Origin of the sequence: Rothia sp. P7208 (genome assembly GCF_048512915.1) — a bacterium.
GTDB lineage: Bacteria > Actinomycetota > Actinomycetes > Actinomycetales > Micrococcaceae > Rothia.
In genome coordinates this window covers 89,504-103,428 of sequence record NZ_JBLXXW010000004.1, presented here as the reverse complement: position 1 = coordinate 103,428, position 13,925 = coordinate 89,504, and the positions used below count along the sequence as shown (strand labels likewise).

13 protein-coding genes are annotated in these 13,925 nt (G+C 49.3%); 2 read left to right on the top strand and 11 right to left on the bottom strand.

The annotated features are described in order from the left end of the window. Positions 1 to 83 precede the first annotated feature (83 nt). From ACN084_RS05695 to ACN084_RS05680, 4 genes are all read right to left on the bottom strand, one after another. Positions 84 to 2,327: a polyribonucleotide nucleotidyltransferase gene (locus tag ACN084_RS05695; protein WP_419102177.1), complete on the bottom strand. Its 2,244-nt coding sequence runs from the start codon at positions 2,325 to 2,327 to the stop codon at positions 84 to 86. 284 nt (positions 2,328 to 2,611) lie between these two features. Beyond that, positions 2,612 to 2,881 carry a 30S ribosomal protein S15 gene (gene rpsO / locus ACN084_RS05690; protein WP_419102176.1) on the bottom strand — a complete coding sequence of 90 codons (270 nt, stop codon included), beginning with the start codon at positions 2,879 to 2,881 and terminating at the stop codon, positions 2,612 to 2,614. A 185-nt stretch (positions 2,882 to 3,066) separates the two neighbouring features. Beyond that, the gene (locus ACN084_RS05685) at positions 3,067 to 4,434 is read right to left on the bottom strand and encodes an amino acid permease (RefSeq protein ID WP_419106184.1); all 1,368 of its coding nucleotides are present in this window, start codon (positions 4,432 to 4,434) and stop codon (positions 3,067 to 3,069) included. Positions 4,435 to 4,583: 149 nt separating this feature from the next. Further along, entirely contained in the window at positions 4,584 to 4,886 is a 303-nt protein-coding gene (locus tag ACN084_RS05680; protein ID WP_419106183.1) for a hypothetical protein, read from the bottom strand. 215 nt (positions 4,887 to 5,101) lie between these two features. On the opposite strand from ACN084_RS05680, the gene ACN084_RS05675 reads away from it, so the two are divergent. Both ACN084_RS05675 and ACN084_RS05670 read left to right on the top strand, forming a co-directional pair. Beyond that, the gene (locus tag ACN084_RS05675) at positions 5,102 to 5,851 is read left to right on the top strand and encodes a 5'-methylthioadenosine/adenosylhomocysteine nucleosidase (RefSeq protein ID WP_419102173.1); all 750 of its coding nucleotides are present in this window, start codon (positions 5,102 to 5,104) and stop codon (positions 5,849 to 5,851) included. A gap of 19 nt (positions 5,852 to 5,870) precedes the next feature. Then, positions 5,871 to 6,698: an aldo/keto reductase gene (locus ACN084_RS05670; protein WP_419106182.1), complete on the top strand. Its 828-nt coding sequence runs from the start codon at positions 5,871 to 5,873 to the stop codon at positions 6,696 to 6,698. A 76-nt stretch (positions 6,699 to 6,774) separates the two neighbouring features. Here the strand turns inward: ACN084_RS05670 and ACN084_RS05665 are convergent, their stop codons facing one another. The 7 genes from ACN084_RS05665 to ACN084_RS05635 form a co-directional block, all read right to left on the bottom strand. Beyond that, positions 6,775 to 7,743: a bifunctional riboflavin kinase/FAD synthetase gene (locus tag ACN084_RS05665; RefSeq protein WP_419106181.1), complete on the bottom strand. Its 969-nt coding sequence runs from the start codon at positions 7,741 to 7,743 to the stop codon at positions 6,775 to 6,777. Positions 7,744 to 7,872: 129 nt separating this feature from the next. Next, positions 7,873 to 8,283 carry a hypothetical protein gene (locus tag ACN084_RS05660; RefSeq protein WP_419102170.1) on the bottom strand — a complete coding sequence of 137 codons (411 nt, stop codon included), beginning with the start codon at positions 8,281 to 8,283 and terminating at the stop codon, positions 7,873 to 7,875. A 109-nt stretch (positions 8,284 to 8,392) separates the two neighbouring features. Next, positions 8,393 to 8,767, bottom strand: a complete 375-nt coding sequence (locus ACN084_RS05655; protein ID WP_419102169.1) for a hypothetical protein — start codon at positions 8,765 to 8,767, stop codon at positions 8,393 to 8,395. Continuing rightward, positions 8,764 to 9,840 carry a tRNA pseudouridine(55) synthase TruB gene (truB, locus tag ACN084_RS05650; RefSeq protein ID WP_419106180.1) on the bottom strand — a complete coding sequence of 359 codons (1,077 nt, stop codon included), beginning with the start codon at positions 9,838 to 9,840 and terminating at the stop codon, positions 8,764 to 8,766. Before truB ends, ACN084_RS05655 begins: the two co-directional genes overlap by 4 nt. A gap of 3 nt (positions 9,841 to 9,843) precedes the next feature. Continuing rightward, entirely contained in the window at positions 9,844 to 10,287 is a 444-nt protein-coding gene (rbfA, locus tag ACN084_RS05645; protein ID WP_419102167.1) for a 30S ribosome-binding factor RbfA, read from the bottom strand. Positions 10,288 to 10,475: 188 nt separating this feature from the next. Further along, on the bottom strand, positions 10,476 to 13,418 hold the full coding sequence (gene infB / locus ACN084_RS05640) for a translation initiation factor IF-2 (protein ID WP_419106179.1): 2,943 nt from the start codon (positions 13,416 to 13,418) through the stop codon (positions 10,476 to 10,478). 199 nt (positions 13,419 to 13,617) lie between these two features. Beyond that, complete coding sequence (locus tag ACN084_RS05635) at positions 13,618 to 13,923, bottom strand: YlxR family protein (protein ID WP_419106178.1); 306 nt, start codon at positions 13,921 to 13,923, stop codon at positions 13,618 to 13,620. Positions 13,924 to 13,925 lie beyond the last annotated feature (2 nt).

Genomic DNA, 13,925 nt, shown 5'->3' with positions numbered 1-13,925 from the left:
TGCACAAGTACACAAGACACTTATGCAGGCTACTGAAACAATACGCTACAGATGTAGCGTCTTTTCAGAGACAACCTACGAGATTATTCGTTGTCGTTTTCTTCTTCGTCGGTGTTTTCTTCGCCGGCGACGACAGGAGCAAGAGATAGCTTGCCACGATCATCGATTTTGGCGATTTCAACCTGAATCTTCTGTCCCACTGAGACAACGTCTTCAACGTCATTGACTCGTTTGCCGTCGTTGAGCTTACGAAGTTCAGAAATGTGCAACAGACCGTCTTTGCCGGGAGTCAAAGAGATAAACGCCCCGAAAGTTGTAGTTTTGACGACTGTTCCGAGGTAGCGTTCGCCGACTTCGGGAACCTGTGGGTTCGCGATAGCGTTCACTGCCGCACGAGCAGCTTCTGCTGAAGGCCCGTCCACTGCACCGATGTAGACGGTTCCGTCATCTTCGATGGAGATATCGGTTCCGGTATCTTCTTGAATCTGGTTAATCATCTTGCCCTTAGGACCAATGACTTCACCAATCTTTGAGACAGGAACTTGTACTGAAATCACGCGAGGAGCGTAGTCGCTCATCTCGTCGGGGGCGTCGATAGCTGCGTTGAGAACTTCGAGGATGTGAAGGCGTGCTTCACGAGCTTGAGTTAGTGCTGCGGCAAGAACAGATGCGGGGATGCCGTCGAGTTTGGTGTCGAGCTGAATTGCGGTGACGAACTCGCTGGTTCCGGCAACTTTGAAGTCCATATCGCCTAGAGCATCTTCTGCGCCAAGGATGTCGGTCAATGCTGCGTAGCGGGTCTCGCCGTCAACCTCATCGGAGACAAGTCCCATAGCAATACCTGCAACAGGTGCACGTAGAGGTACGCCAGCGTTGAGTAGCGAAAGGGTTGAAGCACAGACTGAGCCCATGGAGGTGGAGCCGTTGGATCCGAGAGCTTCAGAGACCTGACGAATTGCGTAGGGGAACTCTTCACGAGAAGGCAGCACTGGTGTAAGCGCACGTTCTGCTAGAGCACCGTGTCCGATTTCACGTCGTTTAGGTGAGCCAACACGACCGGTTTCGCCGGTGGAGTATGGAGGGAAGTTGTAGTGGTGGATGTAACGTTTTGCTTTGACGGGGTGTAGGGAGTCAAGCTGCTGTTCCATTTTGAGCATGTTCAACGTGGTGACACCCATAATCTGGGTTTCGCCACGTTCGAAGATTGCTGACCCGTGTACGCGAGGAAGAACTTCAACTTCAGCAGTTAGCTGGCGGATATCGGTGAGACCACGTCCATCAATACGTACCTGTTCGGTGAGGATACGCTGACGCACCGTGTGTTTTGTCAAAGCTGCAAAGGCTGCTTCTACTTCGTCTTCACGGCCTTCGAACTCTTGTCCTTCAGCGGTGAGCTGTTCAAGTAGTGCGCTCTGTAGTTCGGTAGCAGCTTGTTCGCGTTCTTGTTTACCGGCGATAGAGTACACTTCAACGAGTTTGTCCGCTGCAAAGTTTTTGACAGCGTTATCTACGTCTTCGTCGTGTGAACCAAAAGTTGGTAGATCAAGAGGCTCTTTACCTGCTTCATTCTTAAGGGCTAGCTGAGCTTCGCATAGCGCTTTGATGAAGGGTTTTGCGGCTTCGAGGCCTTGTGCAACAACTTCTTCGGTGGGTGCTTGCTGACCGTTATCTTTAATGAGTGTCCAAGAGTTGTCGGTTGCTTCTGCTTCAACCATCATGATGGCAACGTCTTCTGTTCCATCGGCTTTGGTGACGATACGACCAGCAACAGCCATATCGAAAACGGCGTTTTCAAGCTGTGAATGTTTCGGGAAGCATACCCATTGGCCGTCGATGAGGGCGATACGCACGCCACCGATAGGACCGCTAAATGGAGCGCCCGATAGAGTGGTGGAACATGATGCTGCGTTGATTGCTACGGTGTTGTAGATTTCGTCAGGATCAATGGTCAGAACGGTAACGACTACTTGAACTTCGTTGCGGATACCTTTGGTGAAGGCTGGACGAAGTGGGCGGTCAATGAGGCGTGCTGCAAGGATTGCTTCAGTGGTGGGGCGTCCTTCACGGCGGAAGAATGAGCCAGGAATCTTTCCTGCTGCGTACATACGTTCTTCGACGTCCACGGTGAGCGGAAAGAAGTCAAAGCCTTCGCGTGGAGACTTGCTAATAGCTGTAGCGGAAAGCAAGGTGGTGTCTTCGTCGATAGTGACGAGAGCTGAACCTGCTGCTTGTTTTGCGAGACGTCCAGTTTCAAAACGGACGGTACGAGTACCGAATTTTCCGTTGTCGATAATAGCTTCTGCAAATTTAATTTCGGGACCTTCCAAGGTTCCTCCATTTCTTCTCTGCCGATATCTCTCTCAGACAAGATCGATCTTCGATGGAAGTTTTCGGCACACGCACGAGTTGATGTGGTGCTCCGCAAACCGCAACCGAGGACCGGTCAATCCTCTGAGCGAGGTATCGGGTCTTATGGTGGTGTATTAGGTGGTGGCTTTGAGAGAGATGATGAGTCTCTGAAAGCCGAAAGAGGGCGTCACCAATGTTTCATCTCTCATCGCTGAGGCTATGAAAGATGTTGCACCGGTTTCGCCCTCCCAAAGTTTAATGTTTATCGGCGGATACCGAGGCGCTCGATAAGAGCACGGTAACGTTCGATGTCAACACTCTTGAGGTAGCCAAGCATGTTGCGGCGACGACCAACGAGGATCATCAAGCCACGACGAGAGTGGTGATCGTGTTTGTGGAACTTCAAGTGTTCAGTCAAGTCGGTGATACGACGAGTCAAAACTGCAATCTGTACCTCAGGTGAACCGGTGTCACCTTCGTGAGTTGCGTATTCCTTGATAATTTCCTGTTTAACTGCGGGATCTAGCGCCACTGTTATAACTCCTAGAGTTAGTGCCGTGTACGGCCCGAACAACATTTTTGTTGTCGGGGATTCGTTATATTACGCCTCAGATTTAGCAACGCTAAAAGCCGAGAAGCAATAAGAACACTATGAGACAACCACGGACTGCAGTCTCATATCTCTCTTACTCTACCTGAAAGAAAACGCTAGGAGAACTACAGGAGCGAACTTCCTTGATTCTTTTTGACAAAAGTTACATAAAAAGCGCCGAGGAACACACACCAGATAGCACCGACTATCAGCGCTAAACGAGTATCCGCAAAGAACGCAAACTGCAATACGATAAAGGCCATGAAAGCCAATGCCACATAGGAACCGAGAGGAGATGCACTGTGGTTGTTTTTTCGGACGAAGGCAATATGGGATAGAAGAATCATGACCCAGACCATGACCGTTGCAAAAGTTGCAAGAGAAGCAACCACTAAGAACGCATTTTCAAAGAAGACGTTCACGAAAACCCCCACAATCAGGACTAAGCCGGTACAGACAACAGTCATGTAGGGAACTCCATTTTTTGCGGTACGAGTAAATGCATCAGGTGCCATTTTCTGTTGTGCAAGACCATACAGCATACGCCCAGCACCATATACGTCAGCGTTAATAGCCGAAACCGCGGCGGTAAGAACCACAAAGTTCAGGATGTGAGCAGCTGCTGGGATACCTAAAGCGCTAAAGATTTGCACGAAGGGAGAGCTCTGTCCTTGAATCTGGTTCCAAGGGATAAGAGACATAATGACTGTCAACGCTAAAACGTAGAACAGTAGGATACGTACGGGTGTGGTGTTGACGGCTTTAGGAATAGATACTTTAGGATTTTCAGCTTCTCCAGCAGCAATACCGATAGTTTCGATACCGCCAAAAGCAAACATAACGACGGTAAAGCAGGCGATAAAACCAGATATACCGTGAGGGAAGAATCCGCCGTTGCTCCAAAGATTTGTGATGGAGGCGGTGTTTCCAGCAACAGATTGAGTTCCAATCAGCATAAGAATAATGCCGCCGATAATCATGGCAATGATTGCAGCGACTTTAATTGTGGTGAACCAAAATTCACTTTCGCCAAAAGCTTTAATCTGAACAAGATTAATAGCCATAATCAACAGTAAAACTACGCCGATCCAGACCCATGCCGGAGAGGAAGGAAACCAGAACTGCATATACACGGCGAAGGCTGTAACGTCAGCAATGGCAACGAGTGCCATTTCGAAGGCGTATGTCCATCCGGTGGTGAATCCTGCCCATGGTCCGAGGTATCGGGTGGCATATTCAGAAAAGGCACCTGAGACGGGGTGGGCTAGAGCCATTTGCCCCATGGCGCGCATGACCATGAAAACAGCCGCTCCACCGATGATGTATGCCAAGAGCACTGAAGGTCCAGCTAGAGAAATGGCGGATGCGGAACCATAGAAAAGTCCGGTTCCGATGGCTGAACCAAGAGCAATAAAAAGGATATGACGAAGAGATAAACCTCGTCTCAGGGTGGAGGGAGTATCCGAGGTGGAGGGAGAGACGGTAGTGTTCATGAGCTATTCCTGAATCATTGGGGAATCAATCTGACCCCTCATTGTTACATCAGTACACAAAATAACGCGTGCTTATTCCTATAGATGAGATATAAGAAACACTAAAACTCACAAAACTTTGACAACTACCGTCATAAACCCATCAACGGTTAACGAGATTCTCGACCAAACACTATAGAAGCAATAGCCGTAGCACCAGTCACCGCACACACCGAAGGCCACGCCCCAATCTTATGAGCAAGAACATGAGAATAACCAAAGCTCCCAAGATACACACCGGTCAAAGCAAGAGCCGTAGGAGTCCCCGCATTCTTCTTCCACCCCGAATACGCAACAGCGCCACCGGCAGCAAGCAAAACACCGCCAAGAGCACGAACACCAGTAACACGAGCGATCTTATAACCGCCCATCAAACCAGTAGCGCTAGCAATAGTAGGAATCATCACACTCATATTATTCTCCTTAGAAAATTACAATCAGCACAATTTTCTTGCACTAACCTGCAAAAGTAATCTCCTGTAGTCTATGGTTCACGCCTGAGAAACACCAGAGTAAAACCCGAAGAATCTCCCGTACCTCATCCACCACACAGATACTCCCCCTGCCAACACTCCGTTTTATTCTGCCCCAGTAGCTAAAAACATAGAGGTAAGAGAGAATAAGGAATATGGAACATACAACACCTGACCTACCAGAAGCATTCTCGCACGCTGTCATCGTCCAAGTAGCCATGGATGAAGAAGCCGCACCACTTCTCGAGAAGACAATAGAAGCAGCACCCAGCTACACCATCGGAGAAGCAAAATTCTTCCCCCGATACCATATGCACCAAGAAACAGCACATCCCATCTTGCTTGTGCGCTCAAAAATCGGGTTAGTCAATGCCGCCAGCGCGACCAGTTTCGCCCTCTCACAGATTAAACATCCCAGCGCCATCCTATGCGGTGGAACAGCCGGAGGACTCCACCAAAACGTTAACGTTGGGGACATCATCATCGGCACACAATACACCTACACCGATGCAGACGCTACCGCATTCGGATATGAACGCGGACAAGTACCCAGCATGCCAACATACTACGACAGCAACACCGAACTCCTAGAGAATACACGCACTATAGAAACAGAAAGCACCCACCCGGTCAAAATTGGATTAATGTTAGCTGGCGGTTCTTTCGTCACCACACATAACGTCAAAGACACACGAGAAGTCTTCCCCTCTGCTCTTTCTACGGATATGGAAACCACCGCAATCGCCCAAGTATGCTACAGCCATCGCGTACCATTTATCGCAATACGATGTGTCTCAGACCTTTGCGGGCCAGCAGCAGACCAAGATTTTCATCTTTCAATGGATATCGTTGCACCGCGTTCAGCGCAATACATCCTCCATATGATAGAAAAAATAAAGAAATAACTGTCAGGGGAAGGTTAAAATGCAAGACCACATTATGCGTGATGGAAACACCATTCCACCCATCGGCTTAGGCACCTACGGTATGGATGACGTCCAAGCAGAAGTCGCCGTAGCAGAAGCAATCCGACGAGGATACAGGCTCATCGACACCGCACAAAATTACCGCAACGAACACGGTGTAGGACAAGCCATTCAACGATGCGGAGTTGAGCGAGAAGAACTTTTCGTCACCACCAAAATACCAGGTCGTGACCATGGCTTTGACACCACTATCAATTCAGTTTACAAGTCTTTAGAACGTCTCAACGTCGATTATCTTGATTTGTGTCTCATCCACTGGCCTAACCCTTCTCAAAATCTCTACGTACCCACGTGGAAAGCACTGGTCCGTATGCAAGAAGAAGGAAAAATCCGTTCTATCGGAGTCTCAAACTTTCTCCCAGAACATATTGACCGTATCGTTGCAGACAGCGGTGTCACCCCCGCCGTCAACCAAATTGAGTTGAGCCCCTTCTACCGTCAAGAAGAACTCACACAATACAACGCACAAAATGCAATTATTACCCAATGCTGGTCACCATTAGGCCGTATGAAAACCCTCAAAAATGATGCAGTATTTGCCGATATTGCACAGCAACTTGGAGTCACCCCAGCACAGGTTGCGCTCCGTTGGGCAGTACAACAGCAAATGGTTCCCATTCCAAAGAGCGCTAACTTACAACGTATGGAAGAAAATATCGACGTCTTCACGTGGGAACTCAACCCTGAACAGATGAAACGTATTACCGAATACGATAAAGTCGCTCCATGCAAAGGGTACAACCCCCTAGAACACGAAGAAATGTAAAAGACTCTATCCCACAACAAGGTGGGGTGTGAACCGTTAACGGTTCACACCCCACCTTGTTATTTCTACGCCAATTCTAAGATGATACCTCTTCTTCAAATAACACGCGTTGAGCGTCAATAACATCTTGAGAAATCTGCTCAATCAGAGCGTCGACTCCAGTATAGGCAACCATATCCCGAAGATGCTCTGTAAATTCTAGAACAACGTGCTGTCCGTAAAGGTTAAAATCTTCAATAGGTTCTTCGGGGCGGCCCAAAACATGAGCCTCAACTTGACGACGAGTAATACCTTCAAAAGTAGGGTTCGTTCCAACCGACGTTGCCACAGGGTGACGTGTCCCCGCCTCATCGATTAACCATCCTGCATAGACACCATCAGCGGGGATGAAGCCCTCAGCATCAGCAGACATATTTGCGGTTGGAAAACCTAATAAACGGCCACGAGCAGCACCATGAACAATCTCTCCACGCATACGATGTGGACGGCCCAAAAGTTTGGCAGCCTGATGGACCTTACCGTGAGCTAACAGCTCACGAATACGAGTAGAAGAGACCCGCTCCCCATCATCTGTCTTAAGATCTGCGACAGTTACGACCTCAAAACCATAACGTTGCCCAAGCTGGCGCATCGTAGCCAAATCACCACTATTATTCCGGCCAAAACGCACGTCTTCACCGATCACCACATATTTAGCGTTGAGGGAATGAACAAAAGTAGACTCGACAAACTCTTCAGGACTTTGAAGAGAAAAATCATGAGTGTATTCCATCAGAAGATAATGCTCAATACCTACTTCTTCCAAGAAAACCTGGCGATCGTCTTGCCCCATAATCTCTTCCAAAGAAACCTCTGGACGATGAACCCGCGCAGGATGCGGATCAAAAGAAATCGCAACCGACCGTAAACCATGTTGCTGAGCATAATCAACAACAGTTTTCAGTACAGCAATATGACCGGTATGTACACCGTCAAAGTTCCCTAAAGTCACCACAGAGGGTGCCCCTTGTGCAGGCATATCGTTGAGATGACGGTAGACGTCCACAGTTCTCCTTGAGTTTGGTTCTCTTACTTCTATCCTACGCAATGAACCCCGTACCACAAGAACACATCAAGGTTCGGGACACACTCACAGAAAAGTTTCAGAGCTTACGAGCTGGTATAGCATGCACCATTAAGGTGTAGAAAGCTTCCGAGTACGCATCAGCCACCACAGCCCAACAATAGGCAACACCAAAGGAATGTACCCATACCCTTGACCAAAGTGAGACCACACACTCGCTAAAGGAAACAAATCAGGACGCAAATACGACAGCGCACTGACCGATATTACCCCTACTAGTTCAAAACTTACCGCACCAACAGCAAGCTTCCAAGAAGTCGCATCTTTTCGAGCAAGACAAATTGTTGCCACAATATAAACCACCGCAGAGATTGCAGAAAGCGTAATAGACACTGGAGCTTGGTCAAACTTACGAATCAGTTGATACCCAGCTCGAGCAGTCGCAGACAACGAAAACACCCAATAAATAACAATGAGCAGTCTGCCAAAACCACGAGACTTTGTTGCGGTGAGATTAGACATGTTCTCTTTTTCTCTTCTAACGTTTGGAAAATAACCCGCGCACCATGTCCAAGCGCATGATAATGCGGACTCTTATCCGTCCTACATCATAGACCGGAAAAGTTGAGCTCTAATAGTAATACCAGAGCATATTCATCCGATGCACCATCACAATCAAAACAACGCCCGCTAAAGCCAACACTAAGGTAGACCAACGAGTACGTTCTGAAAGCGACCAGAAAAAAGTTCCGGCAGGAATAAGCATCGCAGTGATGAGATAACCATAGTATTCTAACCAGTCTCCGCTAGGACCATCGGTAGTTATCTGCATGATTACCGAACCGATGAGATATATCACCAGCCATAGTTCAAGAATCAGAACAGAACCTTGAGACCAATCATCAGGAACCCTTCCTCGAAGAAACTGCCAACAACAGATAAGAGAAGATACTCCACCTAATAGTGCGGTCCCCCAAAACCATACATCTAAACCAGCGAACATCATGCGTTTTGATCCTCAAATATTTTTCCTGATTCCCACACCAATAATGGAAAGCTCAAGACCTTTCCACGCTTCTTCTGGTTTTTTACCAACGCCACCAATGTACCGTCAGGAGCAAAAACAGCTTCGACACCCTCAACCTGCGGATGATTATTCGGTTCTTCAGGAGCAACGTATAAAGCGACGTCTTCAGAGGCAGCCTTAATAGCACGTCCAAAAGAAATATCCGTCGCTTCCTCTGCCAGAAGAGTACGAGAAGGAAAAATAGCTCGAACAGAGTCTTCTAAAGAAATCAGACGAATCTGCCCGTCCGTCTCTTCTTGCTCGGCTAATTCTTCTAAAGAAACCGAGTGTTCTAAGTTCACAGTACCAATACGTGTACGACGCAGCTGAGTTAAATATCCTCCGGTGCCAAGGCTCTGCCCTAAATCACGGGCTAAAGCACGCACATACGTACCAGAAGAGACAGAAACTTCAACCTGCACATCGATGACTGGAGCCATCGTCTCAGGAGTATATTCTGATACGAGCTCTTCCGATAGCTCACGAGCAAAATCTGCAACTTTTACCATCCGGCGAGACACATCAAGCACCTTAAACTCTGCCACGTGTACGGCACGTCCAGCAAGCTTGACGTCTTCTCCTTGATGAACGCGAGCATAGGAACGCACACCATCGACCTTAATGGCAGAGACCGATGACGGTACTTGAACAATATCTCCGGTTAGTTTCTGCACCTGTTGAATAATATCTTCGTCACGTATTGTTTTCAGATGCTCGGAAGAACATAACCAACGCAGCTGTCCATCAAAATCGTCGCTATGAGTAGTACCGCCCAAACGGATGGTAGCCGTATAGCTCTTTGACTCCCCCGTAATCCACGTCAATAGCTTAGTAGCCTTATTAACGCCTACGATGAGAACGCCTGTTGCCATAGGATCTAAAGTTCCGGCGTGTCCAACCCGTCGAGTATGCGCTAAACGGCGCACTTTCCCCACGACATCATGACTTGTTAGATCTGCAGGTTTATCAATAACAACGATTCCTGAAGGCCCGTTAGGTGCTCGGCGTGCCACCGGTTATGCTTCTTCGTCTTCGGTATCTTCAGCAGGTTTCTTATAAGGGTCAGCTTCACCTGCGTACTGAGCCTGAGCAGATTCTTGCGCTAAAGCCTCATCACGGCTGCGTGCTTGACGTAGAAGCTCTTCAATATGAGAAGCGTTCACCGGTACCTCGTCAGGAACAAAAGTTAATGTTGGGGTCAGACGAGCAGTAATGTTCTTACCCACCTCAGAACGTAAAATTCCGCGGGCTGATTCTAAAGCCGCTTTTGTTGATTCTTGTTCTTCAGGTGTGCCATATACGGTGTAGTACACGGTTGCGTGTTGCAAATCGTTGGTAACGCGAGCGTCTGTTACCGTCACAAATCCTAGACGAGGGTCTTTAATACGACGTTCTAGCGCCTGAGCCACAATCACTTTGATACGGTCTGCCAAGCGTGCGGCGCGAGCTGCATCAGCCATCAGTCTCTCCTTGAAAAATAGTTTTAATATACCGGTTCTTATGTCAGTCTACCGGTTAAAGGTCAATGCACTCAAAAACTTATCAAGGGTGAGAGCGCAGACTCCCCTGCACTCTCACCCTTGATAGATTAGCGGAGTGAATCACCACATCTATCTAGCGTAGTGTTCACCCTAGCGTCATATATTCTTTAGACGCGTGGCTTTTCTCGTAGCTCCCACGTCTCAATGATGTCGCCTTCATGAATGTCGTTGAAGGAGCCAAGTCCGATACCGCACTCGTAGCCTTCACGAACTTCAGTAGCGTCATCCTTGAATCGTCGCAAGGACTCAATGTTGAGGTTATCTGCAACAACGGAGCCGTCACGAACCAGACGAGCCTTAGCGTTACGCTTGATGATTCCGTCTTTGACGATAGAACCAGCAATGTTACCCCACTTGGAAGAACGGAATACTTCGCGAATCTCAGCAGAACCAAGCTCCACTTCTTCGTATTCAGGCTTGAGCATACCCTTGACAGCAAGCTCAATTTCTTCAATGGCACGGTAAATCACGGAGTAGAACTTCATTTCTACGCCTTCGCGTTCTGCCAGTTCTGCCACACGCTCTGCCGGACGAACGTTGAAACCAATAATCACAGCGTTATCAACGGTTGCAAGGTTCACGTCATTTTGAGTGATAGCACCAACGCCACGGTGAATGATACGGAGCTGAACTTCGTCTCCACCAGCTTCAATCTTCATCAAGGACTCTTCAAGAGCTTCAACAGCACCTGAGACGTCACCCTTGATGATGAGGTTCAAGGTGTCCATCTTGCCTTCAGCAACTGCGTCATCGAAGGATTCCAAGGTGACGCGTTTACGACGGCTAGCAAGCTGTGCGTTACGGTCTGCAGCTTCACGCTTTTCGGCAATTTGGCGTGCAGTACGTTCTTCTTCGGTAGAGATAAACGTATCGCCTGCACGAGGAACGGTAGAAAGACCAAGTACCTGAACTGGACGTGAAGGCCCAGCTTCTGTAAGGGCTTGACCGTTCTCATCGAACATTGCACGAACACGACCATAAGCCACACCGGCAACAATCGCGTCACCAATATGCAAAGTACCGGACTGTACCAGTACCGTGGACACGGCGCCACGTCCCTTGTCGAGGTTTGCTTCAATAGCAACGCCACGAGCTTCTTTATGGGGGTTCGCTTTAAGGACCATGGTGTTGTCTGCAGTGAGGCAGACAGCTTCCAAGAGCGCATCAATGTTGAGGTTATCGCGTGCTGAGACATTCACGAACATGGTGTCTCCACCGTATTCTTCAGGGATGAGGTCGTATTCAGTAAGCTGTCCACGAACCTTATCAGGTGAAGCGCCCTCTTTATCGATCTTGTTGACAGCCACAATCATAGGTACCTTAGCGGCCTGTGCGTGACGGATAGCTTCAACAGTCTGAGGCATTACGCCGTCGTCTGCTGCAACCACCAAAATTGCGATGTCAGTGACTTTAGCACCACGGGCACGCATTGCGGTGAACGCTTCGTGACCGGGAGTATCAATAAAGGTGATAGCTCGCTTTTCGCCTTCAACAGTCGTGTGAATCTGGTACGCGCCGATGTGCTGGGTAATGCCGCCGGCTTCTCCCTCAATCACGTTCGTATTACGGATAGCGTCAAGCAAACGGGTTTTACCATGATCGACGTGACCCATAACAGTCACCACTGGAGGACGAACTTCTAGAACATCATCATCTTCTGCAGCGGTTTCTGCTTCAAGGTTGATGTCGAAGGATTCGAAAAGTTCGCGTTCTTCGTCTTCAGGGGAAACGATTTTAACAACGTAACCGAGTTCTGCGCCGAGCAGTTCAAAGGTTTCTTCGTCCAATGACTGAGTTTGCGTTGCCATTTCGCCAAGACGGAATAGCACGGTAATCAACGATGCAGGGTTTGCGTTAATTTTCTCAGCAAAATCGGTAATAGATGCACCACGTCGAAGACGAACGAGAGTGTTTCCGTCACCGCGAGGAATCTGAACACCTGCCAAGTGCGGTAGTAGAACCTCTTCAAGGTCACGATTGATGCGTGCACGCTTCTTGCTCTTGCGCTTAGAACCGGCACCTCCGCGGCCGAAAGCACCCTGCGCATTTCCGCGTCCACCACCGGGTCCGCCACGTCCTGGTCCGCGGTTGAATCCGCCACCGGAGTTGCCGCCACGGCGAGAGTTACCACCGGCACCGCCGCCACGAGGGCTAGCACCAGGTGTCATCTTTGTTGGCATCATATTAGGTGATGGGCGGTTTGCGCCGCTACCTGCATTTGCTGCGGGGCGAGGAGCGTTATTACCCGCTGGGCGAGGAGCGTTATTACCCGCTGGGCGAGGAGTATTTGCGCCACCGGAGCGAGGAGCATTGTTGCCTGCGGGGCGAGGAGCACCATTTCCGGCAGGACGTGGGTTACGTCCACCACCGGGGCGTGCTCCAGCGTTTGCGCCACCGGAGCGAGGGGCATTATGTCCTCCACGCTGGTTACGTCCACCACGAGTAGAAGCATTACCGCCACGTTCAGAACGCCCACCACGTTCAGAGTTCTTGCCCATTCCCTGTTGTGTAGAGAAGGGGTTGTTGCCGGGGCGAGGGCCAGGTTTAGGCCCAGGCTTAGCGGAGACCGCACCGGGTTTAGGCGTATTTGCCGGTGTCGGTGTTGGCTGAGACATTCCCTGTTGTGTAGAGAAGGGGTTGTTGCCGGGGCGAGGGCCAGAGGGCTTGGCAGCGTTCTTAGGCTGAGCAGGTTTCTCTGGCTGCGCTGCAGGCTTAGCAGCAGGTGAAGGCTGAGAAGTTTTAGCTTCCGCAACTGGTGCTTTAGCTGGAGGTTTAGGTCCAGGTTTAACAGCTGAGCTGGTAGAAGGTTTAGGCGCAGGCTTCGCTGCACCTGTTGTTTTAGGTGAAGAACTCTTCTGCGGAGCTTTCTCAGCTTTTTCTGCAGAGTTTTCTTTCTTGGGGAACGCTGCACGTAGTTTTTTCTCTACGGGAGGTTCAACGGTCGAAGACGCACTTTTGACGAATTCGCCGAGTTCTTGAAGCTTTGCGACAGCTTCTTTAGAGGTGATACCGAGGTCTTTCGCGATCTCGTGTACGCGGGGTTTAGCCACTTTTCTCCTGTCCTGGCTCACGCCGAGGACGGCGCGAACCTTCAGTACTTGAGATAAACGGGTGTATTACGGTTGTAACCACCCATCATTTTGCCGGTAACAGAGCACGTAATAGTACTCATTGTGCGGCACTCATAGGGTTTCCATCAGTTTTCTGACTCGCTTTCGAATAAGAAGTCGTCAAACTAGTTGACTTACATTAGTTCGCCACCCGACTCGCCTGGTGACGAGCCGAGGAGAACGTCGTTGACGTTGATGTTTCGACAACGAGTTCTACGGCATTGACCCGTGTGCGAAACGCTCGATTGAAAGCTCCTTTTTTCTGAGCTTTATTCAAACATTCATGGCTATGATGTAGCCATGCTCCGCGTCCGGGTAGTCGTCGTCGCATATCCCATACCACGCGAGGCGGTTGCCCCGCCGTGACGTTTTCTAAAGCAACTCGGACTAATTCTTCTTGTGCTGTTACTTCACGACATCCGATACAAGTTCGTTGGGGTTTCATGA

Bases quoted from the DNA above. Each gene is read 5' to 3' on its own strand.
- ACN084_RS05685 (WP_419106184.1), bottom strand. From the start codon at position 4,434: ATGAACACTACCGTCTCTCCCTCCACCTCGGATACTCCCTCCACCCTG.
- ACN084_RS05680 (WP_419106183.1), bottom strand. From the start codon at position 4,886: ATGAGTGTGATGATTCCTACTATTGCTAGCGCTACTGGTTTGATGGGC.
- ACN084_RS05675 (WP_419102173.1), top strand. From the start codon at position 5,102: ATGGAACATACAACACCTGACCTACCAGAAGCATTCTCGCACGCTGTC.
- ACN084_RS05670 (WP_419106182.1), top strand. From the start codon at position 5,871: ATGCAAGACCACATTATGCGTGATGGAAACACCATTCCACCCATCGGC.
- ACN084_RS05660 (WP_419102170.1), bottom strand. From the start codon at position 8,283: ATGTCTAATCTCACCGCAACAAAGTCTCGTGGTTTTGGCAGACTGCTC.
- ACN084_RS05655 (WP_419102169.1), bottom strand. From the start codon at position 8,767: ATGATGTTCGCTGGTTTAGATGTATGGTTTTGGGGGACCGCACTATTA.
- rbfA (WP_419102167.1), bottom strand. From the start codon at position 10,287: ATGGCTGATGCAGCTCGCGCCGCACGCTTGGCAGACCGTATCAAAGTG.
- ACN084_RS05635 (WP_419106178.1), bottom strand. From the start codon at position 13,923: ATGAAACCCCAACGAACTTGTATCGGATGTCGTGAAGTAACAGCACAA.